The organism is Streptomyces sp. NPDC006743 (genome assembly GCF_040703815.1).
In the GTDB taxonomy this organism is placed as follows: domain Bacteria; phylum Actinomycetota; class Actinomycetes; order Streptomycetales; family Streptomycetaceae; genus Streptomyces.
In genome coordinates this window covers 1-24007 of record NZ_JBEYJA010000008.1, presented here as the reverse complement: position 1 = coordinate 24007, position 24007 = coordinate 1, and the positions used below count along the sequence as shown (strand labels likewise).

Below are 24007 nucleotides of genomic sequence, written 5' to 3'. Positions count from 1 at the left end.
GCACCGGGCGTCCGGTCCGCCGCCCGGCCGCGAGGGCCGGATGTGTCCGCCGGCCGGCCGCGTGTACCGGTTCCGGACCGCCGGCCGGCCCCCACGCCGGATCCGGTCCGTCAGCCGGCCGCGTGGGCCGGGCGCGCCTGGCGGCCGCCGGGGTGTCGGTGGCGCCAGCCCCAGAAGACGGCACAGGAGACTACGGCCCAGGCGGCGAGGACGAGGAAGGGGAAGGCGTGCTGGTGCCCGGCGAAGTAGACGGCGGTGTGCTGGGCGTTGACCGAGGCGCCGGGCGGCAGCCAGCGGCCGATCTGACCGAGGGGCGAGGGCAGGAGGGGCCAGGAGACCGCGCCGCCGGAGGATGGGTTGCCCAGCAGCACCATCAGCCCCCACGTCGGCAGCATGGCCCAGCGTCCGAAGAGGGTGTTGAACATGGTGAAGACCATGCCGGAGGCGAACATGGTCAGCGCCAGGATCAGCCAGGACTCGACGAACGGCAGGTTCAGGGCGCCGAGCATCCAGTCCACCACCGCCGCGATCACGAAGCCGCCGAGCAGGGCGTAGCCCACGGTGAAGGCGATGCGCTCCAGCGGGTTCAGTGCCCGGGCGTGGACGCTGAGCTGGATGGCGCCGACGAAGCCGATGATCACGGCGGCGAGCGAGATGTAGAAGATCGCGAGGCCGCGCGGGTCGCCGTGCTGGAGCGGGTTGAGATCGCGGACGGTCACCGGGATGCCGGTGGCCCGGCCCACCTGCTGCGCCGATTCCTCCAGGACCTGGGCGACGGTCGCGCCCGAGGCGCCGGACACGTCGAGGACGACGGGCCCGCCGCCGGTGGGGACCTCCAGCACGGCGAACACCTTCTGGTCGTCCACGGCCGTCCGGGCCGCGGGCAGGCCGGCGTAGGGGCGCAGCTTCAGCGAGGCGGCGAGCGCCTCCTCCATGCCGGTGATGAAGCGCCGGCCCTCCGGCTGGTCGTAGGCGCCGACGACCGCGGTGGGGATGGTGTGCGGGGTGGGGTTGGCCATGGCGTACGTGTAGGAGCCGGCGAAGAGCCCGGCCGCGGCGGCGAGGATCAGCGCGAGGACGGTCGCGGGCAGGAAGGGGGACTTCCGGAAGGCGGCCCAGCGCTCTCCCGGCGTGGGCGGACGACCGTGCTCACCGTGCGGCAGTTCGGACATGCCGACCACGCTAGGTCATACCGCCACCACTCCTCTCGCCGAGCGCGCCCGGCCCGCCCTCCTGAGCCCACCGCTACGGGCGACCCGCCCTTCCGAGGGTCCGGAGGCGACCCACGTCTCCGGATGCGCGTCCGGAAGCGGCCGTGCTTCCCTGCCGAGCCGCCCCCGGGAGGCCGCCCGCCCTGCCGGGGGTGCTTCTGGAGGCGGCCCGCGCCTGCGGGCACACGTCCGGGGGCCGCCCCGCGCCTGCGCATCGCTCCCGGCGGCGGCCCGCGCCTTCGTTCCTGAGCGCGCCCGGCAGACCCTCCCGTACGATTCCCGCCCCGGAGCGCACCGGGGCGCACTTTTTCCGGCACCAGGCGGGCCCATACCGGACAAACCCGTGTGATTTGGAGGAAGGCCCGATCCTGCCCGACCATGGGGCGTGCCCGGCGATCCCGGGCTCTGTCCGACGAGAGGCGCACCACCCCATGCACGTCCCCGGGACCTCCCCGCAGCCGGCCACGGCCCCCGGGGAGAACCCCACGGCCGCCGTCCCCGCCGGGAACGCCCCCGCCGGGGCCCCGGACCCCGCCGCCGGCAGGCACGCCCGCCGCTTCGGGCTGCCCGTCGCCACCGCCCTGGTCATGGGCAACATCATCGGCGGCGGCATCTTCCTGCTCCCGGCGTCCGTGGCCCCCTTCGGCACGGTCAGCCTGGTCGCCTTCGGCGTCCTGACGGTGGGCGCCATCGCTCTCGCGCTGGTCTTCGGACGGCTCGCCCAGCGCGATCCGCGCACCGGCGGCCCCTACGTCTACGCCCGCGAGGCCTTCGGCGACTTCGCCGGCTTCCTGGCCGCCTGGGCGTACTGGATCACCACCTGGGTGTCGAACGCCGCCCTCGCCGTGGCCGCCGTCGGCTACCTCGACGTGCTGATCCCGGTGAACGGCCACCGGTGGAGCGCCTGCCTGGCCGCGCTCACCATCCAGTGGCTGCCCGCGCTCGCCAACTTCGCGGGCACCCGGTACGTGGGCGCCGTGCAGGTCGTCTCGACGGTGCTGAAGTTCGTGCCGCTGCTGCTGGTCGCGGTCGGCGGGCTGTTCTTCTTCGACCCGCACAACCTGGGCCCCTTCAACGCGAGCGGCACCAGCGCGGTCGGCGCCGTCTCCGCCTCCGCGGCGATCCTGCTCTTCTCCTACCTCGGCGTGGAGTCCGCCGCCGTCAGCGCGGGAGAGGTGAGGAACCCGCGGCGCAACGTCGGACGGGCCACCGTCATCGGCACCGCCGGCGCGGCCCTCGTCTATCTGCTGGGCACGCTGTCCGTCTTCGGCACGGTCGCGCACAGCCGGCTGGTCGGATCCTCCGCGCCCTTCTCGGACGCCGTGAACGCCATGTTCGGCGGCGCCTGGGGCGGCTGGGCCGTCGCGCTCGCCGCGCTGGTGTCGATGACCGGCTGCCTCAACGGCTGGACGCTGCTGAGCGCCCAGACGCCGTACGCCGCCGCACAGGACGGCCTGTTCCCCGCGGCCTTCGCGCGGCGGCGGCGCGGGGTGCCGACCGTCGGCGTGGGCGTCACCGTCGTCCTCGCCTCCCTGCTCACCGTCTACAACTACACCTCGGGTTCGGCCAAGGTGTTCCAGGTCCTCGTCCTGGTCACCACGTTCACCGCGACCGTGCCCTACCTGCTGGCCACCGCCGCGCAGATCTTCCACCTGGTCGCCGGACGCCGCCACCTGGTGGACCGGGCGCGCCTGGTGCGGGACTCCGTGGTGGCGGCGGTCGCGGCGGCCTTCTCGATGTGGCTGGTGGCGGGCGCCGGCTACGCGGCCGTGTACCAGGGGGTGCTGTTCCTGTTCGCGGGCGTCCTGGTGTACGCGGTGATGGCGGCCCGGCGGACCAGGACCCCGTGAGGACGGCCGCCGCACCGCCGACGGGGTGAAGCCGACGGGGTGAAGCCGACGGGAGCGGGCGTGGTGGCGTCGGCATCCCGGGGTGAAGATCGTTATGTATCACAGTGTGACGATCACGGCACATCTTGACGAATCCGGCATTCCCTTCCCGACCGGTCCGGTCCGGCCGGCTGGAGGGGGAGGGCACCCGCGACAGCGTGTCCGTGACCGTGCGCGACGGCAGCGCGTACCCGTGCGTCCTCACGGTCGGTGCCCACACGGTGAGGACGACCGAGCGGATCCCGGGCGCCCCGGCCCGTACGACGGTGCGCCGGCTGGCCTCCGCCGGGTCGCACCGGGTCCGGCTGGATGTGTCGCCCGCGGCCGTCACCGTCACGGTGGACGGAGCGGTGACGTTCACCCGGCCGGCGCCCTCGCGGGACGCGGGCCGCACCGGCGGGGGCGTCGCGCTGGCCGTGCGCAACGAGGACCCCGGGCAGCCGTGGCCCCGGGTGGCCGCGCTGCGGATCCTGCCGTGAGGGCGCTGAGACCGGGCCGCTTCTCAGCGCCCGGTCTCAGCGCCCGCTGTCAGCGCCCGAGGAAGTCGAGCAGGTCCTGGTTGAAGCGCTGTTTGTCCCCGTCGACCATAGCGATGCCGTGGCTGCCGCCCTCGTAGATCCTCAGTTCGGCGCCGGGGACGAGCTGCGCGGCCTTGCGCCCGGTGGCGTCGAGGGGCACGACCTGGTCGTCGTCGCCGTGCACGACCAGGGTGGGCACGTCGAACTTCTTCAGGTCCTCGTGGAAGGGCGTGGTGCCGAAGGCGTCGACGCAGGCGACCGCGCCCTCGATGGTCTGGGCCATGGCCATGTACCAGAAGGCGTCCCGGTTGCCCTGGGTGACCTTGCTGCCCGCGCGGTTCGCGGAGAAGAAGCCCTCGGCGGTGTCCTTCCAGAACTGTGAACGCTCCTTGAGGATGCCCGACTTGATGTCGTCGAAGACGCTCTGCGGGACCCCCTCGGGGTTGCCGGGGCCCTGCAGCATCAGCGGGGTGATGGCGGACAGGAGCACGGCCGAGCGCACCCGTCCGGTGCCGTGCCGGCCGATGTACCGCGCGAGTTCACCGCCGCCCATGGAGTGCGCGACCAGCGTGACGTCGCGCAGGTCGAGATGGGTGAGCAGGTCGTCGAGGTCGTCGGCGAACGTGTCGAAGTCGTAGCCGTCGTAGACCGGGGTGGAGCGGCCGTGGCCGCGGCGGTCGTGGGCGACGGCCCGGTACCCGGCGTCGGCGACCGCCTTGAGCTGGTCGTACCAGGCGTCGCCGTTCAGCGGCCAGCCGTGGATGAACACCACGGGCCGTCCGCGGCCCCAGTCCTTGTAGAAGATCTCCACACCGTCTCGTGTGCTGCACACGGGCATGCCCGACACCTTTCGCCGCTCTCAGGGCCCCCGGTCCATCGTCCCCGCCCCCGCGGGCACCGCAATTCGACGGCCCCCGACCGACGGGATCAGGCGCTGGCTATCTTGTGACCGAGCGGTACGTCCCGGCGGCGGCGCCGGCCGCGAGCACCGGAAGGTGGCACGATGCCCAGCAGTGCGTCCCCGCGTCCCGACGTCCCGGAAGTCCCCGACTACCGGGATCTGGCCGGTCTCTACCGCGACCTCCACGCGCACCCCGAACTGGCCTTCTGCGAACACCGCACCGCGCGGATCGTGGCGGACCGGCTGCGGGCTGCCGGGTACGAGACCACCAGCGGCGTCGGCGGCACGGGCGTCGTCGGTGTCCTGCGCAACGGCGACGGGCCCACGGTGGCGCTGCGCGCCGACATGGACGCGCTGCCGGTGGAGGAGCGCACCGGCCTGCCCTACGCGAGCACCGCGCGGGCGACGGACGGCGACGGCGACGCCGTGCCCCTGATGCACGCCTGCGGCCACGACATGCACGTCAGCTGTCTGCTGGGCGCCGCGGCGCGGCTCGCGGCGGACCGCTCCGCATGGCGGGGCACCCTGCTGCTGGTGTTCCAGCCCGCGGAGGAGGTCGGCCGGGGCGCCGGTGCGATGATCGACGACGGTCTCTTCGAGCGGTTCGCCCGCCCCGACGTCGTCCTCGGCCAGCACGTCGCACCGCTGCCCGCGGGACACGTCGGGCTGCACGGCGGCCCGGCGTTCGCCGCCTCCGACTCCCTGCGCGTGGTCCTGCACGGCAGCGGGGGCCACGGTTCGCGGCCCGAGGCGTGCGTCGACCCGGTCCTCATGGCCGCCGCGACGGTCCTGCGGCTGCAGGGCATCGTCGCCCGCGAGGTCGCCGGCACCTCCACGGCGGTGGTCACCGTCGGCGCCCTGCACGCCGGGAACAAGCCCAACGTCATCGCGGACCGCGCGGAACTCCTGCTGACGGTACGCACCTTCGAGCCGGCGGTACGGACGTCCGTGCTGCGGGCCGTGGAGCGGATCGTGCGGGCCGAGGCCGCCGCCTCCGGCGCACCCCGCGACCCGGAGATCACCGTCACCGAGTCGTTCCCGGCGGTCGTCAACGACCCGGAGGCCTCCGAGCGGACGCGGCGCACGCTCGCCGAAGTCCTGGGCGGGGCACGGGTGGTGGATCCCGGCCCCGCGACCGGCAGCGAGGACATCGGCATGCTGGCAGAGGCCGCCGGGGCCCCGTGCGTCTACTGGCTGCTGGGCGGCGCCGACCCGGCGGACTTCGCCGCGGCCCGCACCTTCGAGGAGTTCTCCCGGGTGGCCCGTGCCCTGCCGTCCAACCACTCTCCGCTGTTCGCCCCGGTCGTCGGGCCGACGCTGCGTACGGGCGTCACGGCGCTCACCGCCACCGCCCGGTCCTGGCTGGGGCGGACGGAGGCCACGGACGGGTGAGCCGCCCCGCGGCCCGCCCTGCCCCCCCACGGCCCCGGCGGACCGGAGGCCGGAGGCCGGAGGCCGAAGACTGGGGGCGAATGGCGAGGGCCGAAGACCCGGGCCGAAGGCCAGGCACCGGTCCCCGGCCCTCCGCCCCGTCCCCCGGCCCCGTCCGGCGCTTCTCTCCCGCTCCCCTTCCCGGGTCGGGGAGCGGGCCGAGCCCGGTCAGACGACCTCGATCAGCAGATCGCCGCCTTCCACCTGCTGGATGCGGTTGATGGCCAGCCGGCCCACCCGGCCGGACCTCGGGGCCGTGATGGCGGCCTCCATCTTCATGGCCTCGATGGTCGCGACGGTCGCCCCGGCCGCCACGTCCTCGCCCTCGGCGACCGCCAGGGTCACCACACCGGCGAAGGGCGCCGCGACGTGGCCGGGGTCGGTCCGGTCCGCCTTCTCCGTGACCGGGACGTCGGAGGCAGCGGCGGTGTCCCGCACCTGGATGGGACGCAGCTGGCCGTTGAGGGAGGACATCACGGTGCGCATGCCCCGTTCGTCGGCCTCGCCGACGGCCTGCAGCTCGATCAGCAGCCGTACCCCGGGTTCGAGGTCGACGGCGTACTCCTTCGCCGGACGCAGACCGTAGAAGAAGTCCTTGCTGTCGAGCACGCTCGTGTCGCCGTAGGCCTGGCGGTGCTGCTCGAAGTCGCGGGTCGGGCCGGGGAACAGCAGCCGGTTCAGGGTGGAGCGCCGGGACTTGTCCAGGCCCTCGCGGTCCTCGGCGCTCAGCTCCGTGACGGGCCTGGCCTCGGCGCGGCCCTTGAGCGCCTTGGTGCGGAAGGGCTCCGGCCAGCCGCCGGGCGGGGTGCCCAGTTCGCCGCGGAGGAAGCCGATGACGGAGTCGGGGATGTCGAACCGGTCGGGGCTCTGCTCGAAGTCCTCCGGTGCGACGCCCGCGCCCACCAGGTGCAGGGCGAGGTCACCGACCACCTTGGAGGAAGGGGTGACCTTCACCAGGCGGCCCAGGATCCGGTCGGCGGCGGCGTACATCGCCTCGATGTCCTCGAAGCGGTCGCCGAGGCCGAGGGCCACCGCCTGGGTGCGCAGGTTGGACAGCTGTCCGCCGGGGATCTCGTGGTGGTAGACCCGTCCGGTCGGCGAGGCCAGGCCCGCCTCGAACGGGGCGTAGATCCTGCGGACGCTCTCCCAGTACGGCTCCAGGTCACCGACGGCCTTCAGGTCCAGGCCGGTGGGGTGCTCGCTGTGGTCGGTGGCGGCGACGAGCGCCGACAGCGACGGCTGGGAGGTGGTGCCCGCCATCGAGGCGACCGCCCCGTCCACCGCGTCGGCGCCGGCCCCGACCGCGGCGAGGTAGGTGGCGAGCTGACCGCCCGCGGTGTCGTGGGTGTGCAGGTGGACCGGGAGGCCGAACTCGCGGCGCAGCGCCGAGACCAGGGTGGCCGCGGCGGGCGCCCGCAGCAGTCCGGCCATGTCCTTGACGGCCAGGACGTGCGCGCCCGCCTCGACGATCTGCTCGGCCAGGCGCAGGTAGTAGTCCAGGGTGTACAGGCGCTCGGCGGGGTCGGAGAGGTCGGCGGTGTAGCACAGGGCGACCTCGGCGACGGCCGTGCCCGTCTCGCGTACGGCGTCGATGGCCGGCCGCATCTGGCCCACGTCGTTGAGGGCGTCGAAGATGCGGAAGATGTCGACGCCGGTGGCCGCGGCCTCCTGTACGAAGGCGTCGGTCACCTCCGTCGGGTACGGCGTGTACCCGACGGTGTTGCGGCCGCGCAGCAGCATCTGCAGGCAGATGTTGGGCACCGCCTCGCGCAGGGCGGCCAGGCGCTCCCAGGGGTCCTCGGCGAGGAAGCGCAGCGCGACGTCGTAGGTGGCGCCGCCCCAGCACTCCAGGGAGAGCAGGCCGGGCAGGGTGCGGGCGACGACGGGGGCGACGGCCAGGAGGTCCTTGGTGCGCACCCGCGTGGCGAGCAGGGACTGGTGGGCGTCGCGGAAGGTGGTGTCGGTGACGCCGAGGAGGGGTGACTCGCGCAGGTGCCGGGCGAATCCCTCCGGACCGAGTTCGACCAGCCGCTGCCGGGAGCCGGCGGGCGGCTCGCCGGCGGGCAGCGGCGGGAGTTTGGTGACCGGGTCGACGGTCTCGGGCCGCTCCCCGTGCGGCTTGTTGACGGTGACGTCGGCGAGGTAGGTCAGGAGCTTGGTGCCGCGGTCGGCGGAGGAGCGGGCGGTGAGCAGGTGCGGGCGCTGCTCGATGAACGACGTGGTGACCCGCCCGGCCTGGAAGTCGGGGTCGTCCAGGACGGCCTGGAGGAAGGGGATGTTGGTGGCGACGCCGCGGATGCGGAACTCCGCGACCGCGCGCCGGGCCCGGCCGACCGCGGCTTTGAAGTCCCTTCCCCGGCAGGTGAGTTTGACGAGCATGGAGTCGAAGTGGGCGCTGATCTCCGTGCCCGCGTGGGTGGTTCCGCCGTCCAGGCGGATGCCCGAGCCGCCCGGTGAGCGGTAGGCGCTGATGCGGCCGGTGTCGGGGCGGAAGCCGTTGGCCGGGTCCTCGGTGGTGATACGGCACTGCAGGGCCGCGCCGCGCAGTCGTACCGTGTCCTGGGACAGTCCGAGGTCGGCCAGGGTCTCGCCGGCGGCGATGCGCAGTTGTGCCTGGACCAGGTCGACGTCGGTGACCTCCTCGGTCACGGTGTGCTCGACCTGGATGCGCGGGTTCATCTCGATGAAGACGTGGTTGCCGTCGCGGTCGAGCAGGAACTCCACGGTGCCCGCGTTGCGGTAGCCGATCTCGCGGGCGAAGCGGACCGCGTCGGCGCAGATCCGCTCGCGCAGCGCCGGGTCCAGGTTCGGGGCGGGGGCGAGTTCGATGACCTTCTGATGGCGGCGCTGGAGCGAACAGTCGCGTTCGAAGAGGTGGATGACCTCGCCCGTGCCGTCGGCGAGGATCTGCACCTCGATGTGACGGGGTTCCACGACGGCCTTCTCCAGGAAGACGGTCGCGTCCCCGAACGCGGAGGCCGCCTCGCGGGAGGCGGCCTCGATGGACTCGCGCAGCGCCGCCGGGTCCTCGACCCGTCGCATCCCGCGTCCGCCGCCGCCCGCGACGGCCTTGACGAACACGGGGAAACCGATGTCCCCGGCGGCCCGGACCAGTTCGTCGACGTCGGTGGAGGGGGCGCAGGAGCTGAGCACGGGCACGCCGGCGGCGCGCGCGGCGGCCACCGCGCGGGCCTTGTTCCCGGTCAGTTCGAGGGTGCCGGCGTCCGGGCCGACGAAGGTGATCCCGGCCCGCTCGCAGGCACGCGCCAGCTCCGGGTTCTCGGAGAGGAACCCGTAGCCCGGGTAGACGGCGTCGGCGCCGGCCCGGAGCGCCGCGGCGACGATCTCCTCGACGGAGAGGTAGGCCCGCACCGGGTGCCCGGGTTCACCGATCTCGTACGCCTCGTCGGCCTTGAGCCGGTGCAGCGAGTTGCGGTCCTCGTGGGGGAAGACGGCGACGGTGCGCGCGCCCAGCTCGTATCCGGCGCGGAACGCGCGAATGGCGATCTCGCCGCGGTTGGCGACCAGTACCTTGCGGAACATCCTGGATCCCTTCGGCCTGCCGGTGACGAGGACCATGGTGTCGGTCACCTTCCCGGCACGCCATGTGAACCGGGCCACTCGTCGCGCTCACGGGTGTGCGGATGCGCCCGACGGGCCGTCAGGAGGCGTCCGCAGGCCGCGGAGTGTCGCACGTCGTCCGCGGAATTGTCAGTGATCCGTAACAGCGGGATCCCGCACGGCGGTTTCGTCGTCATCTGGAGTGCACGACAACACGGAAGACTGCGAGAAGCGGGGCGGGACATGGTGCGGCATGGCGGCGGACGGGGTTGGCACGGACGGGTCCTGGCAGCGGCGCTCGGGGTGACTGCGGTGGCCGCGGCGACCTCGGTGTGGACCGCGCAGGCCGACCCCTCCGGAGGGGGCAAGGCGCACGGGGACGCGTCGGCGAGCGCGTCCGCGGCGGGAGCCGGCGCGCAGGGCTCCGCCGCGAAGGTGGACGTGACCATCGCGCACTCCTCGGACAAGGGGGCCCGGGGCGTCAACATCACGATCGACGACGGGCCGGACCCCACCTGGACGCCGAAGGTGCTCGAGGTGCTGCGGGAGAACGGGGTGAAGGCCACGTTCTGCATGGTGGGCACGCAGGCCAAGGCGTACCCCGACATGGTGAAGGCCGTGCTGGCCGCCGGGCACCGGCTGTGCGACCACACGGTGTCCCACGACACCTCCATGGACCACAAGTCGCAGGCCTACCAGTCGCAGCAGATCCTGGACGCCGAGAAGATGATCACCGAGGCGTCCGGCGGCGTCCGGCCGATGTACTACCGCGCGCCGGGCGGGGCGTTCACCCCGTACAGCCGTCAGCTCGCCGCGTCCCGCGGGATGCGGCCGCTGGGCTGGAACGTGGACACCAAGGACTTCGAGCGGCCCGGCACCGCGGCCATCGTCGCCACCGTCAAGCAGGAGATCCACAACGGGCCGACCGTCCTCTTCCACGACGCGGGCGGCGACCGCACCCAGACCGTGGAAGCCCTGCGCGAGATCCTGCCCTGGCTGAAGCAGCAGGGCTACTCCTTCGGCTTCCCGGTGCGCTGAACCCACCCACCCGGCCGCCCCCGGCCCCCGGCCGTCCGGTCCACCCCGGCCGGGGGGCGCCCAGACGGCCGTGGTTGCCCGGACGGCGGGGACCATCCAGGCAACCGGGCGCGTCCCGATGGGGGCGTGCGCCCGGATCGCCAGGCTCTCCCCCGCCCGCCGGTCGCGCCAAGACCCGGCGCGCCCGGGTCACTGGGCGCCTTGAAGCACCGGGCGTGCGCCCCGGCCGGACCGCCCGCCATCAGAAGTGTGTCCGCGGCGGCTGGATCTCCCGGCCGCCGGTCCTGCGCACCGACGAGGCGGGGCCCCGCCCCTGGTTGAGGCCGGCCGGCCGCCGGCCGTCGGAGGAGGATCCGCCGCGGGTGAGGCCGGCCTCCGGGTGAGACCCGGTCAGGTGTGTCCACACCGTGGCCCGGTGCGGCCGGACGACGGGGGCCACGGCGGCACCCTGCCCCGCGTCCGAGCGGACGCCCGGGACTCAACCCCACGCGTGCTGGGCGCGAGTCCTGCGCACCGAGCCGCCGACGCAGCCGGCCGAGCAGCTACGGGTCCCGGCACAGCCCCACGCCGGCGCCGCGGCACGGCCCGGCGGGCGGGCCGTTCCCCGCCCCTCAGCAGTCGTCCCGGCCGGTTCGGCGCCGCGCCCCCTCCGAAGGGCGACCGCCACCCCTCGTGACCAGCGGCTCAGTCCCCGTGGACGCCGTCCACCCCACCCCGGCCGGCCGCCGTCCGGCCCCGTTCGGCGGCCATGGCGCCCCCGTCCGCCGCCCCGACGTCCCGGCTCGCGGCCAGCGCCGCCGCCGTGAGGGCGGCCCAGCCCAGCGCGGTCACGACCGTGCCCGCCCGGCGCACGCGGCCGGTGACACCCGTCCCGAACAGCACGGCGTCCCCCAGGTCGGAGGCGATGCGCACGGCGGTCGCGGTGACCAGGGCCGGGCCGCGGGGCGCGAGCAGCATGGCCAGTCCGCTCGCGGCGTCGCGCCACGCCAGCGGGCGCAGGGCCATGGCCGTGTGCGGCCGGGTGGTCCCGTCCGGGTCGACCAGACCCACCGGACGGGCCAGCCAGTTCGGCCGGTACGCCGCCACGGCTCCGTACACGGCCGTCGCCGCTCCGACCGAACGCAGCAGTCCTGTACGCACCGACGCACCTCCACTGGAAGGGAACCCTGAACGAACGAGAAGACCGGGAAGATCCCCTCATGACCGACTGACACCAGTTGGTCAGTTTTCCGTATGTACATACCCACTTGCCGCTTTTTGGGTGCACAGTGGAGGAAGTACTACCCCCTACAGGAGGCGGCCATGATCCTCCTCGGCGTCATTCTGCTCATCGTCGGTTTCGTCACCGGCATCTCGATCCTGTGGACCATCGGCATCATCCTGGCCGTCATCGGCGCGGTGCTGTGGGTGCTGGGCTCCATGGGGCACGCGGTGGCCGGTCACCGTCACTACTGGTGACCGACCCGTAGGTCGCCCCACCGTCACCCGCCCTTCCGGCACACGCACACGGCACCCCGTCCCGCACCGGTTCGCCGAACGAACCTGTCTATTCCGTGCGGGGCGGGGTAACCGGAGAGACGGAAGAGCAGTAACACAATGTGACAGTTTGAGGCAACCGTATGGCCATCCCGCTTAGGCAGAAGGCGTCGGATGAGCCGGACCGGGACAGGAACACGCCCGCCGTGCTGCACTGGGACGCCCGCTGGGACAGTGGGACGATCACCGCCGCGGAGGCACGGGCAGCCGTCGGCAGGTTCCTGGACCGAGTCCGTGTCACCGGCCGCGCCCACGTCCCCGACCGCGTGGCACAGGACGCGCAACTGGTGGTCAGCGAGCTGATCACCAATGCGGTACGGCACGCCCCCGGCCCCTGCGGGCTGCGCCTGGAAGCGCAGCCGGAGAGCGGAGTGGTCCGGATCAGCGTGTGGGACACCTCACCCCTGCCGCCCCGGCCCCGCCCGCGCGACGGGCGGCGCGTAGGCGGCCACGGACTGGAGATCGTCGGCGCGCTCAGCGGCAGTCTGACCGTCACCGACCGTGACACCGGCAAGGAGATCACCGCCCAGTTGCGGCTGCCCACGCGTCCGGCGGCCGGGTAGCCGCACCCTTCCCCGCCCCGTTCCGCCCCATGTCATGGATCTTGACTGCGGCACCGCCGCGGCCTTAGCGTTCCCGCGTCCAGCGTGTTTGAAACGATTCAACCACGATCGCACGGCTGGGGACGGAAGTCATGCACGAATCCACATCGCGGCGCGGCGGGACGGCGCGGCGCACGGTTCTGGCGGCGGGCCTGGGCGCTGGGGCGCTGTCCGCGCTCGGCCAGGGCCCCTCGGCGGCGGCCACCGCGGCGACGAACCCGGCGCGGGGCACCACTGCGCCGGGCACCTTCACCGGCCCCGCGGCACACGAACGGCTGGACGCCGGCTGGTTCGCCCGTCCGGCCCGGGCGGTACGCCCCAAGTTCCGCTGGTGGTGGCCGGACGGGCTGGTCGACCCCGACGAGGTCGCCCGCGAGGTCGACCAGATGGCCGACGCCGGTTTCGGCGGGGCCGAGATCGCCGCCGTCCACCACAGCATCAGCGACAAGTCCGTCCTGGACACCGCCCGCCACGGCTGGGGCAGCCGGCCCTGGCGCGACGGGGTGGAAGCGGCGCTGCGCCGGGCCGCGCGGCGTGGGCTGACCATCGACATCACCCTGGGCCCGAGCTGGCCCGCCTCCGTCCCCGGCGTCCGGCCCGACGACGAGGCCGCCGCCAAGGAACTGGCCCACGGACGCGCCGGCCTCGCCGGCGGAGCGACCTTCGACGGCCCGGTCCCGGCGCCGGTCCGCGCGCCCGCGTCCTCCGTCACCCGCCAGCGGCTCCTCGCCGTGCAGGCGGCCCGGGTGAACCCGGCCAACTCCACCCGCAAGGAGACGGGTCTGGACGCCGGCTCCGTGACCGACCTGACCGCCCTGGTCAGCGACGGCACCCTCACCTGGACCGCGCCCGCCGACGGCGACTGGGTGGTGCTCTCCTACTGGCAGCGCGGCTCCGGCGGGCAGCCGGAGTCGGGACCGCACACCTCCCCCGCCGCGTACGTCGTCGACCACTTCAGCCCGGCCGGCACCGCCGCGATCACCGGCTACTGGGAACGCGAGCTGCTCACGCCCGCCGTCCGGCAGTTGCTCAAGGCGGCGGGCGGGGCCTTCTTCGAGGACTCCATCGAACTGGAGACCGACGGCCTGCAGTGGACGCCCGCCCTGCCCGAGGCCTTCGAGGAGCACACCGGCCGGCCGCTCCTGCCGTACCTCCCGGCGATCGTGCTGGACAGGAGCAACCAGGTCTTCGCCTTCGAGGAGGAACTGACCCGGCAGATCCGGCACGACTTCTGGGAGACCGTCTCAATCCTGTTCAACCGGCACCACGTGAGCGCGCTGCGCGACTGGGCGCACGGCCTGGGCATGTCCCTGCGCGCGCAGCCCTACGGTCTGCAGACCGACGCCATCGCCTCCGCCGCGCTGCTCGACATCCCCGAGGGCGAGTCGCTCGGCTTCAAGAACCTGGACGACCACCGCTGCCTGGCCGGCGGCCGGGACATGGCCGGGCACCAGGTGCTGTCCTGCGAGGCAGGCGCCTACGCCGGGACGGCGTACAGCACCACCTGGGACCGGATCCTGCGCACCATGGGCGGGGCGTACGCGGCGGGCGTGAACCAGACGGTCCTGCACGGCTTCTCCTACGCCACCGCGCCGGGCGCCGCCTGGCCCGGCTTCGCCGCGTTCAGCCCCTACAACGGCACCCCCGGCTACGGCGAGTCGTGGGGACCGCGCCAGCCCACGTGGCGGCACGCCGAGGACGTCGCCGGTTACCTGGGGCGCGTGCACCGCGTGCTCCAAGCGGGTACGGCCCGGGCGGACGTGGCCGTGTTCCGGCAGACCGGCTACTCGGCCACCGGGATCGGCGCGTCCTGGTTCACCTCCACCGGGGTGCCGCTGGGCTGGACGCACCAGTTCCTGAGCGGACCGCTGCTCGACCTGCCGAACGCGACGGTGCGGGACGGCCGGCTCGCCCCGGACGGCCCGGCCTACAAGGCCCTGTTCCTGGAGGGCGACTTCTTCTACGGCTCCTCTCCCACACTGGCCCTCGCGCAAGCCCGCAAGCTCCTGGAGTTCGCCGAGGCGGGCCTGCCGACCGTGGTGCTCGGCGCCTTCGACCAGGCGCTCACACCGGGGGTCCCCGCGCCCGGGGAGACGGCGGCGCTGCGGGAGGTGATGGCCCGGCTGTTCGCCCTGCCTCACGTACGGCGGGTCGCCGACAAGGCCCTCGTCGGCGACGCCCTCGCCGGCCTCGGGGTGCGGCCCGACGTACACCACGCCCTGCCGTCCACGCTCCTGAACGCCCACCGGACCACCGAGGAGGCGGACTTCTACTACCTGTGCAACGGCAAGCACGCCGAGACCGTCAAGCCGCCCGTCGCCCGCGTCGACCACGAGGTGACGCTGCGCCGCACCCGGGGCCGCGGGACCGTGCCCTACGTGCTGGACGCGTGGAGCGGGAAGGCGGTCCGCCTGGCACGGTACACGGAGGACGGCGACGGGATCACGCTGCGGGCCGCCCTGGAGCCCGGCGAGACGCTGATCGTCGCCCTGGCCCGGCCGGGGTCCTTCGGGGACCGGCACGGCGACCGGCCGCACGTGGTGGCCACCGACGCCGACGAGGCGCTGTTCACCGGGGACGGCCTGGTCGTCCGGTCGGCCACCGCGGGCACCCGCACCACCCGGCTCTCCCAGGGGCGTACGGTCGTCACGCGGTTCGCGGCGGTGCCCGCTCCGGTCACGCCCGGCCGGTGGGAGCTGGAGGTGGAGGACTGGCGGCCCGGGGCCCGCGCGACGGACACCGCCGTCACCCGGCACCGGCTGGCCCTGGACGAACTCCTGCCCTGGTCGCAGATCCCGGACCTCGCCGACGTGGCCGGCGTCGGCCGCTACCGCACCACGGTGTCCCTGCCCGGCTCCTGGGACGAGGACACGGGCGCGCTGCTGGAACTGGGGCAGGTGAGCGACACCTGCCGGGTCGTGGTCAACGGCAGGGCGCTGGACCCGGTGGACCGGCTGCACCCGGTGCTCGACCTCGGTCCGTGGCTGCGCCCCGGCCGCAACACACTGGAGATCGAGGTCGCCACGCCTCTGCTGAACCGGCTGCGGGTCGCCCGGCCCGACGTGTTCGGCGCCGCCGCCCGCCAGGCGTACGGGCTCCTCGGACCGGTGCGCCTGGTGCCCTACCGGCAGGAGCGGGTGCGCTGACAGGACCTTCCGGCGCGGTGCCCCGGCCCCCTTCGGGGGCCTCGGCCGCCCCCGCCGCGGCCCTCGCCCCCGCTCCGCCTGCGGATGCGTCCCCCGGACGGGCGGGCCATGCTGGAAGGGAACCACGCCGTGAAGGAGTACGCGATGAGCATGATGGACAAGCTCAAGGGGCTGCTCAAGGGGCACGAGGAGCAGACCGGCAAGGGGATCGACAAGGGCGGTGACTACATCGACGAACGCACCCAGGGCAAGTACCGCGGCCAGGTGGACACGGCTCAGGACAGGCTCCGGGAGCAGCTCGGCGACCAGGACCGGGGCACCGGCACCGACCAGCCGCCGCGCTGACCCGGACTCACCCTCTGAGGACGTTCATCACCGTTGACGGCCGGGGCGGCTGTGCCGCCCCGCCGCACCGTCAGGGGACGCGGGCGACGCCGGCGTAGATGCCGCTGCCCTCCGGCCGCGGCGCCGGGGACTGCTTGAACCACTCGGTGGCCGTCACCAGGCCGGGCTCGACGAGTTCCAGGCCGTCGAAGAAGTGCGCGACTCCCGCGCGGGTGCGGAAGCCGAGGCGGATGCCGCCCTTGGCGTACTCGGCGGTGACCTGCTCCGCCAGCTCCGGATAGAGGTCCGAGGCGGCGTGCGACAGCACGAGGTAGCTGCCCGACGGGAGGGCGGCGCGCAGCTCGCGGACGATGCCGTGGGCCACCTCGTCGTCGGGGATGAAGTGCATCAGCGCGATCAGCGAGAGGACGACGGGGCGCCCGAAGTCCAGTATCTCGCGGGCGTGTTCGAGGATCTGGGCCGGGCGGCGCACATCGGCCTCGATGTAGTCGGTGACCCCGTCGGGGTGGCTGACCAGCAGCGCCTCGGCGTGCCGCAGCACGATCGGATCGTTGTCGGTGTACACGATCTTGGCGGTCGGGACGGCACGCTGCACGATCTGGTGCAGGTTCGGCTCCGTCGGGATGCCCGTGCCGACGTCGAGGAACTGGTCCAGGCCGCGCGAGGCGAGCCAGGCCGCGGCGCGGTTCATGAAGGCGCGGTTCTGCCGGGCGGCGTGGTGGGCCTCGGGAGGCAGCTTGCGGCCGACGGCCTCGTCGACGGGGTAGTTGTCCTTGCCGCCGAGCAGCCAGTCGTACACCCGGGCCGGATGGGCCTTGCTGGTGTCGATCTGCGGGGACGGCAGGTCGGGGGTTCCGGTCGCCATGGCGGACTCCGTCGTGCGAGTGGATCGGGCGGGCTGTCGATCACCGCAGTCTCGCACACTGTTTCCGCCGCCCGTAAGCGAGTTGGCGGCGGCGCCGTTCGGGCCGGGGCGTCTTGATGGCGGCTTACGCGAGTACGCGGCGCCGCCGTCGGGTCCGCCGTCGGGCCGGGGCGGCGGTCAGGCCGGGGCCGGGCGCGTCCCGTACACCCGGTGCGGTTCGGCGTCGGCCCATTTGACGTCCAGGCCGAGGCCGGGCCTGGACGTGTCGGGCCGCAGGGCGCCGCCGTCGGGTGAGAGGGTGCCGTCGAACACGAGGTGCTCGAAGCGGACGTGGTCGTGGAAGTACTCCAGGTGCCGCAGCCGCCGCACGGCGCAGAAGGCGTGGGCGGAGACGGCGGGGGCGCAGTGCGCGGAGAGGTCGAGGTCCCGGGCCGCGGCGAGTCCGCCGGTCTCCAGGACCGCGGTGATGCCGCCGCAGCGGGTGACGTCCGCCTGGAGGCAGTCCACCGCGCCCCCCTCGACGAGGTTGACGAAGTCGCGGCTGGTGTAGGCGTACTCCCCGGCCGTGATCTCCAGCCGTGCCGGACCGTGCTCCCGCAGGCTCCGCAGCCCCTCGATGTCCGCGGAGCTGACCGGCTCCTCGAACCACCGTACGTCCCACTCCTCGTGGAACCGGCGGGCCCAGTACAGGGCCTCCTTGCGGCCCAGCGCGCCGTTGGCATCGGTGAACAGTTCGGGGCCCTCCCCGATCGCCCGGCGCACCGCGGCCAGCCGCCGCGGGTCGCTCTCGGGGTCGCGGGACGTCTTGAGCTTGACCCGGGGGATGCCCTGCTCGACCCAGCCGGCGAGCTGGTCGGCAAGGCGCTGCGGGGGGTAGTTGGTGAAGCCGCCGCTGCCGTAGACCGGGACCCGGTCGTGGTAGGCGGGCAGGAGGTGCACCAGGGGCAGTTCCAGCAGCCGGGCCTTGAGGTCCCACAGGGCGATGTCGGCGGCGGAGACCGCCATGGCGCCCACGCCGGGGCGGCCCGCGTTGCGGATCCGCCGGCCCATCAGCTCCCGCAGGGCCGGCGGCGAGGAGGGGTCCCGGCCGGTCAGCAGCGGGGCGAGGGTGCCGGACAGGAAGGCGGCGACCGACACGTCCCCGTAGGTGTAGCCGAGGCCGGTCCGGCCGCCCGCGTGCACCCGGACGAGCACCATGGTGGTGGAGTCCCACTCCAGGGTGCCGTCCTGCTCCGTGCCGCCGGGCCCGTCGGTGGGCAGTTCGAAGGCGTGGACGTCGACGGCGTCGATCCGCGCGCACTCCATGGCTGACTCCTTCGACGACGGCTCTGCCGTCCTGCGTGTGACCCGGGAGCCGGGTGCGTAAACGGCACGGCGGTGCCGGTCACCTCGGCGGCCCCCCGGCATGCCGTCGAACGGGCCGGCCGACACACCGGCGGGTCACCCCTGGGGCGGAACGTGCGCGGCAGGCGGGGGAAGTCCTGCATGGACGGCTCGCGCAGCGGGTCCGAATGAAGCACTCGTGCGCCTGCCCCGACCCGTCCTGGACGCCGGGCGCAGCCGTCCACCGATGGGAAACCCGCCGTGCAGACCTCTACCAGCGTCCCGGGACGCGGTGCCCGCCGCACCCTGCCCTCCCGGCACTCCGGCACGTCCGAGGACCAGGAACTGGTGTACCGGATGGCCTCCTGCCCGCCCGGACCTCAGCGTGCGGCCCTGCGGGAGCAGGCCATCCGCGCGTTCCTGCCGATGGCGCGCAGGATCGCGCGCCGGCACAGCACGCACGCCGAGGGCGAGGAGGACCTCTACCAGGTCGCCTGCATGGGCCTGGTGAAGGCGGTGGACCGGTTCGACCCCCGGCGGGGACACGCGTTCCTGTCGTACGCGGTGCCGACCGTGGACGGCGAGGTGCGGCGCCATCTGCGCGACTGCGCGTGGGACCTGCGGGTCCCCCGGGCCCTGCAGGACAAGCACCGGCGGTTGCGGGCGGCCCAGGAGACGCTGCGCCGTTCGGGGCACGGCGACGGCGGGAGCGCGGCGGAGCTGGCACGGGCGACCGGGATGGCCGGGGAGGACGTCCGGCTGGCGCTCCAGGTGGAGGGCGCCCGGCGTCCGGCGTCGCTGGACGAGGAGCGCGGGTTCGGCCGCGCCGGACCGCTGGCCGAGACGCTCGGCGCCGAGGATCCCGCACTGGACCGGGTCACCGACCGGGTGGCGCTGCGGGCCGTGCTGCGCGCCCTGCCGGCCCGGGAACGCCGGGTGCTGTGCCTGTACTTCCTGGAGTCGCTGACGCAGCAGCAGGTGGCCCAGGCGGTGGGCCTGTCCCAGATGCACGTGTCCCGGCTGATCTCGCAGAGCTGCGCGCGGCTGCGGGACCGTCTGGCGGAGCGGTGAGGCCCGGCGCCGGCACGGTCGGACGCGCACCCCACGAGGTGAGGCGCGACACCGGCGCCCTCGGGCGGACTCCCGGACAGGTCAGGCGTGATGCCAGCACCCACGGGCGGCGCGGGCCGGCCGGGTGGGGCGCCGGGGCGCGGGCGCCCGCCCGCACGGGGCGCTGCGCCACACGGCTGACGCCTGTTTACGCCCACCGGCGGGCGGTCACTCCCCCGCACCCGCCGCGGAACCCGAGGTGATCCATGCGTGTCCTGTTCGTCCATCCCAGTGCCCTGATGTACTCGGAGATCTTCCTCCGGCTGGAGCCGCTCGGTCTGGAGCGGGTGGCCGCCGCGGCCCGTGACGCCGGGCACGAGGTGCGGGTGGTCGACCTCCAGGTGCTGCGCCATCGGGACCTGCGCCGCGTCGTGCTCTCCTTCCGGCCGCAGGCGGTCGGTTTCGGGCTGAACTACCTGGCGAACATCCCGGAGGCCATCGGCCTGGCGGGCGCCGTCAAGCAGGCGCTGCCGGAGTGTTTCGTCTTCTTCGGCGGGCACAGCGTCTCCTTCGTCGCCGACGACGTCCTGCGCCAGTCGGGCGGCGCCGTCGACGCCGTCGTGCGGGGCGAGGGGGAACCGGCCATGGCGCCGCTGCTGCGGGCGGTGCGCGACGGCGGCCTCCAGGAGGTCCCCGGCATCGTCACCAACGCGGGACACGGCCCGGCGCCGCTCATGATGCACGGCATCGACGAACCGCGCCCGGCCCGGGACCTGATGCGCCACCGCCGCCGCTACTTCATCGGCGAGCTGGACCCCTGCGCCTCCATCGAGTTCACCCGCGGCTGCCCCTGGGACTGCTCCTTCTGCTCCGCGTGGACCTTCTACGGCCGCAGCTACCGCAAGGCGAGCCCGCGCGCCGCCGCGGACGAACTGGCCTCCATCGCCGAGCCGAACGTCTTCATCGTCGACGACGTCGCCTTCATCCGGCCGGAGCACGGTGACGCCATCGCCGCCGAGCTGGAACGCCGCCGGGTCCGCAAGCAGTACTACCTGGAGACCCGCGCCGACGTGCTGCTGCGCAACACCGAGGTGTTCGAGCGCTGGACGCGGCTGGGCCTGCGCTACATGTTCCTGGGCATGGAGGCCCTGGACGCCGAGGGCCTGGACCAGTTCCGCAAGCGCGTCAACCCGGACGACAACTTCCGGGCGCTGGAGACAGCGCGGCGGCTCGGCATCAACGTGGCCATCAACCTCATCGTCGACCCGGCCTGGGACGAGGAGCGTTTCCGTCTGGTGCGCGAGTTCGCCCTGTCCGTCCCGGAGATCGTGCACCTGACGGTGATGACCCCCTACCCGGGCACGGAGATCTGGCACACGGAGGCCCGGCGGCTCACCACCCGGGACTACCGCCTGTTCGACATCCAGCACGCCGTGGTCCCCACCACCCTGCCGCTGCCCCGCTTCTACGAGGAGCTGGTGCGCACCCAGTCCGTCATCAACCGCAAGCACCTGGGGCTGCGCACGGCGTTCGGCGCGGCCCGGATCCTGGCCGGCCGGCTGGCGCACGGCCAGACCAACTTCGCCCGGATGCTGTGGAAGTTCAACCGCGTGTACAACCCGCAGCGCCAGCTCGCCGACCACCGCCGCCCCGTCCGCCACCAGTTGCCGCTCCCGCCCGGGGCCCCGGTCGGCGACCGGCGCGAGCTGTACATCCACACCAAGCCGGTGCCGCGTTCGGGGCCGGGGCCCGCCCGTCCCCTGGACGGCCCGGCCGACCGGACCCCGTGAGGCGCGTGGAGGGCGTTCATGTCACACACACATCCCGGCGTGGGGGCGCCGCGCAGGAACCCGCGTCCGGCCCGGCCCAGCACCGGTGAACGGATCCGGGACTACCTGACCACGACCGACCACAAGAAGATCGGCCACCTGTACCTGGTCACCTCGTTCGGCTTCTTCCTGGCCGCGGGCATCATGGCGATGCTGATGCGGGCCGAGCTGGCGCGCCCGGGACTGCAGTTCCTGGACGAGAACCAGTACAACCAGCTGTTCACCATGCACGGCACGATCATGATGCTGCTGTTCGCCACCCCCACGTTCGCCGGGTTCTCCAACGCGATCATGCCGCTGCAGATCGGCGCCCCCGATGTCGCCTTCCCCCGGCTCAACGCGCTGACCTACTGGTTCTTCCTGTTCGGCGGGCTCACGGTGCTGTCCGGTTTCCTGGTCGACGAGGGCGCGGCGCCGTTCGGCTGGTTCGCCTACGCCCCGCTCAACAGCGCCGAGCACAGCCCGGGGCACGGCGGTGACCTGTGGGCCCTGGGCCTGGCGATCGCGGGTCTGAGCACCACGCTCGGCGCCGTCAACTTCATCGCCACGATCCTGTGCCTGCGGGCGCCGGGCATGACGATGTTCCGGATGCCGATCTTCACCTGGAACGTGCTGTTCACCTCGATCCTGGCGCTGCTGGCCTTCCCGGTGTTCACGGCGCTGCTGCTGGCGCTGGAGGCCGACCGCAAGTTCGGCGCGCACATCTACGATCCCGCCAACGGCGGCTCCCTGCTGTGGCAGCACCTGTTCTGGTTCTTCGGCCACCCGGAGGTCTACATCGTGGCGCTGCCGTTCTTCGGCGTGGTCACGGAGATCATCCCGGTCTTCAGCCGCAAACCGGTCTTCGGCTACGTCGGCATGGTGGGGGCGACGATCGCGATCACCATGCTGTCGGCCACGGTGTGGGCCCACCACATGTTCGCCACCGGCGGGGTGCTGCTGCCGTTCTTCTCCCTGCTGTCGTTCCTGATCGCCATTCCCACGGGGGTGAAGTTCTTCAACTGGATCGGCACCATGTGGAAGGGCAGTCTCTCCTTCGAGACGCCGATGCTGTGGTCGTTGGGGTTCATGGTCACCTTCCTGCTCGGCGGCCTCAGCGGCGTCCTCATCGCCTCCCCGCCGCTCGACTTCCACCTCACCGACAGCTACTTCATCGTGGCCCACCTGCACTACGTGCTCTTCGGGACGATCGTCTTCGCGACGTTCGGCGGGCTCTACTTCTGGTGGCCCAAGATCACGGGCACGCTGCTGGACGAGCGGCTCGGCAGGATCCACTTCTGGACGCTGTTCGTCGGCTTCCAGACGACCTTCCTCGTCCAGCACTGGCTCGGCGAGATGGGGATGCCCCGGCGCTACGCCGACTACCTCGCGGCGGACGGGTTCACGGCGCTGAACACCGTGTCCTCGATCGGCGCCTTCCTGATCGGCCTGTCCACGCTGCCGTTCCTGTACAACGTGTGGAGGACGAGCCGGGACGGGGCGCGGGTGGAGGTGGACGACCCGTGGGGGTTCGGCCGCTCGCTGGAGTGGGCGACGTCCTGTCCCCCGCCCCGGCACAACTTCACCGCACTGCCCCGCATCCGGTCCGACTCCCCCGCCTTCGACCTGCACCATCCGGACATGATGCGGGAGTTGCCGGCGTCCGGGCACGGAACCGTGGAGCCCACACCCGACACCCTGGGGACGCAGAGCGAATGAAATCCGAGACCTACCTCTTCGCCGGGGTGGCCGTGTTCTTCCTGCTCACCGACGTGGCCTACATCTGGTTCGCGCGGGAGCCGGCGGGCGTCGCCGCCCTGACGGTGTCCTGCTTCATGGCGTCCGTGATCGCCTTCTTCTGCCTCGTCAACCACCGGCGCAAGGGCGAACGCCCCGAGGACCGGCCGACGGGTGAGATCCACGAGCGCAGCGGCCGGGTCGACTTCTTCCCGCCGCACAGCGGGCACCCCGTCATCACCGCGGCGGCGGTCACCATCTGCGCCCTCGGCATCATCTACGGGTTCTGGCTCTTCATGATCGGCATCGGTCTTCTCGCGGTCGGCCTGATCGGCATGGTGCTCGCCTACGTGGGGCGTCAGGACGGCTGACCGCCGCGGCCGCGCGGTGAGGGTCCCGTCATCACCCTCGGCCGAGAATTCGGGATAAAAGGTGCATAAGTCACTCCTACGGGGGAACCCTTGCATAAGGCAAAGGAACCCCCTTTTGGAGAGGAGACGACAGAAATGTCGTATCCACATCGCTCCAGTGACGTGGGCGCCCATCCGGAGATGATGGGCTCGCATCCCGAGATGGCGGAGATGCGGGAACGGCTCGAGCGCACCGCATCGAGCGCCCCGGCGATCGCCATAGAAGGCCTGGTCGTCCTGGCCGGCCTCTACGCCGCGATCTCACCGTGGGTCGTGCACTTCGCGATCCAGCCCGCCATCACCGTCAACAACCTGATCGTCGGCATCACCATCGGCGTGATCGGGCTCGGCCTGGCGCTGGCCCCGGAACGCATGTTCCGGCTGGCGTGGGCGCTCGTGCCGCTCGGCGTGTGGCTGTTCATCTCCCCGTGGGTGGTCACCCTCACACACGGCGCGCGGGCGGGCATCATCTGGAACAACTGCTGGGTCGGTGCGGTGACCGCCGCACTCGGTCTGGCGGCCATGGGACTGACGATCGGCGTGGCACGCCGGGGCCGTACCCACCAGCGTTGACACACCACCAACCCACCGCTGACACAAGGAAGCGCGCCGTGCCCGCACGCCCGTGCGGGCACG

At 73.2% G+C, this 24007-nt stretch carries 19 protein-coding genes; 13 read left to right on the top strand and 6 right to left on the bottom strand.

The features are described from left to right. Positions 1–110: 110 nt before the first annotated feature. Positions 111–1172, bottom strand: coding sequence for an ABC transporter permease (locus ABZ719_RS09410; RefSeq protein ID WP_366724614.1), 1062 nt, complete (start codon positions 1170–1172; stop codon positions 111–113). A 470-nt stretch (positions 1173–1642) separates the two neighbouring features. On the opposite strand from ABZ719_RS09410, the gene ABZ719_RS09405 reads away from it, so the two are divergent. Beyond that, positions 1643–3061, top strand: a complete 1419-nt coding sequence (locus tag ABZ719_RS09405) for an amino acid permease (protein ID WP_366724613.1) — start codon at positions 1643–1645, stop codon at positions 3059–3061. A gap of 203 nt (positions 3062–3264) precedes the next feature. After that, on the top strand, positions 3265–3579 hold the full coding sequence (locus tag ABZ719_RS09400; protein WP_366724612.1) for a hypothetical protein: 315 nt from the start codon (positions 3265–3267) through the stop codon (positions 3577–3579). Positions 3580–3628: 49 nt separating this feature from the next. On the opposite strand, the gene ABZ719_RS09395 is transcribed toward ABZ719_RS09400, so the two are convergent. Next, positions 3629–4456 (bottom strand): alpha/beta hydrolase, encoded by an 828-nt coding sequence (locus tag ABZ719_RS09395; RefSeq protein ID WP_366724611.1) that lies wholly within the window; start codon positions 4454–4456, stop codon positions 3629–3631. A 165-nt stretch (positions 4457–4621) separates the two neighbouring features. Between ABZ719_RS09395 and ABZ719_RS09390 the strand changes: the two genes are divergently transcribed. After that, on the top strand, positions 4622–5911 hold the full coding sequence (locus tag ABZ719_RS09390) for an amidohydrolase (protein WP_366724610.1): 1290 nt from the start codon (positions 4622–4624) through the stop codon (positions 5909–5911). Positions 5912–6118: 207 nt separating this feature from the next. On the opposite strand, the gene ABZ719_RS09385 is transcribed toward ABZ719_RS09390, so the two are convergent. Further along, complete coding sequence (locus tag ABZ719_RS09385) at positions 6119–9493, bottom strand: pyruvate carboxylase (protein ID WP_366724776.1); 3375 nt, start codon at positions 9491–9493, stop codon at positions 6119–6121. Positions 9494–9754: 261 nt separating this feature from the next. Between ABZ719_RS09385 and ABZ719_RS09380 the strand changes: the two genes are divergently transcribed. Next, positions 9755–10549, top strand: coding sequence for a polysaccharide deacetylase family protein (locus ABZ719_RS09380; protein ID WP_366724609.1), 795 nt, complete (start codon positions 9755–9757; stop codon positions 10547–10549). Positions 10550–11233: 684 nt separating this feature from the next. Here the strand turns inward: ABZ719_RS09380 and ABZ719_RS09375 are convergent. Further along, positions 11234–11689, bottom strand: a complete 456-nt coding sequence (locus ABZ719_RS09375; protein WP_366724608.1) for a hypothetical protein — start codon at positions 11687–11689, stop codon at positions 11234–11236. A gap of 162 nt (positions 11690–11851) precedes the next feature. Between ABZ719_RS09375 and ABZ719_RS09370 the strand changes: the two genes are divergently transcribed. The 4 genes from ABZ719_RS09370 to ABZ719_RS09355 all read left to right on the top strand — a co-directional run bounded on the left by ABZ719_RS09370 (position 11852) and on the right by ABZ719_RS09355 (position 16178). Then, positions 11852–12007: a DUF6131 family protein gene (locus ABZ719_RS09370; protein WP_199811576.1), complete on the top strand. Its 156-nt coding sequence runs from the start codon at positions 11852–11854 to the stop codon at positions 12005–12007. Positions 12008–12168: 161 nt separating this feature from the next. Next, a complete protein-coding gene (locus ABZ719_RS09365; RefSeq protein WP_366724607.1) occupies positions 12169–12648 on the top strand; it encodes an ATP-binding protein in 480 nt (159 codons plus the stop codon). A 131-nt stretch (positions 12649–12779) separates the two neighbouring features. Further along, on the top strand, positions 12780–15833 hold the full coding sequence (locus ABZ719_RS09360; protein WP_366724606.1) for a glycosyl hydrolase: 3054 nt from the start codon (positions 12780–12782) through the stop codon (positions 15831–15833). 144 nt (positions 15834–15977) lie between these two features. Continuing rightward, on the top strand, positions 15978–16178 hold the full coding sequence (locus tag ABZ719_RS09355; protein ID WP_037855187.1) for an antitoxin: 201 nt from the start codon (positions 15978–15980) through the stop codon (positions 16176–16178). 70 nt (positions 16179–16248) lie between these two features. Here ABZ719_RS09355 and ABZ719_RS09350 read toward each other — a convergent pair whose 3' ends face one another. Together ABZ719_RS09350 and ABZ719_RS09345 are read right to left on the bottom strand one after the other, a co-directional pair. Further along, a complete protein-coding gene (locus ABZ719_RS09350) occupies positions 16249–17043 on the bottom strand; it encodes an SAM-dependent methyltransferase (RefSeq protein ID WP_366724605.1) in 795 nt (264 codons plus the stop codon). A gap of 177 nt (positions 17044–17220) precedes the next feature. Beyond that, positions 17221–18348: an enolase C-terminal domain-like protein gene (locus tag ABZ719_RS09345; protein WP_366724604.1), complete on the bottom strand. Its 1128-nt coding sequence runs from the start codon at positions 18346–18348 to the stop codon at positions 17221–17223. A 279-nt stretch (positions 18349–18627) separates the two neighbouring features. Here ABZ719_RS09345 and ABZ719_RS09340 point away from each other — a divergent pair, with 279 nt between their 5' ends. From ABZ719_RS09340 to ABZ719_RS09320, 5 genes are all read left to right on the top strand, one after another. Next, a complete protein-coding gene (locus ABZ719_RS09340) occupies positions 18628–19437 on the top strand; it encodes a sigma-70 family RNA polymerase sigma factor (protein ID WP_366724603.1) in 810 nt (269 codons plus the stop codon). Between the two features lie 245 nt (positions 19438–19682). Continuing rightward, entirely contained in the window at positions 19683–21206 is a 1524-nt protein-coding gene (gene hpnR, locus ABZ719_RS09335) for a hopanoid C-3 methylase HpnR (protein WP_366724602.1), read from the top strand. Positions 21207–21224: 18 nt separating this feature from the next. Beyond that, positions 21225–22943 (top strand): cytochrome c oxidase subunit I, encoded by a 1719-nt coding sequence (ctaD, locus tag ABZ719_RS09330; RefSeq protein ID WP_366724601.1) that lies wholly within the window; start codon positions 21225–21227, stop codon positions 22941–22943. Beyond that, the gene (locus ABZ719_RS09325) at positions 22940–23332 is read left to right on the top strand and encodes a cytochrome c oxidase subunit 4 (RefSeq protein ID WP_366724599.1); all 393 of its coding nucleotides are present in this window, start codon (positions 22940–22942) and stop codon (positions 23330–23332) included. The genes ctaD and ABZ719_RS09325 overlap by 4 nt, the downstream gene beginning before the upstream one ends. 135 nt (positions 23333–23467) lie before the next feature. After that, positions 23468–23944 (top strand): SPW repeat protein, encoded by a 477-nt coding sequence (locus ABZ719_RS09320; RefSeq protein WP_199811577.1) that lies wholly within the window; start codon positions 23468–23470, stop codon positions 23942–23944. Positions 23945–24007: the final 63 nt, after the last annotated feature.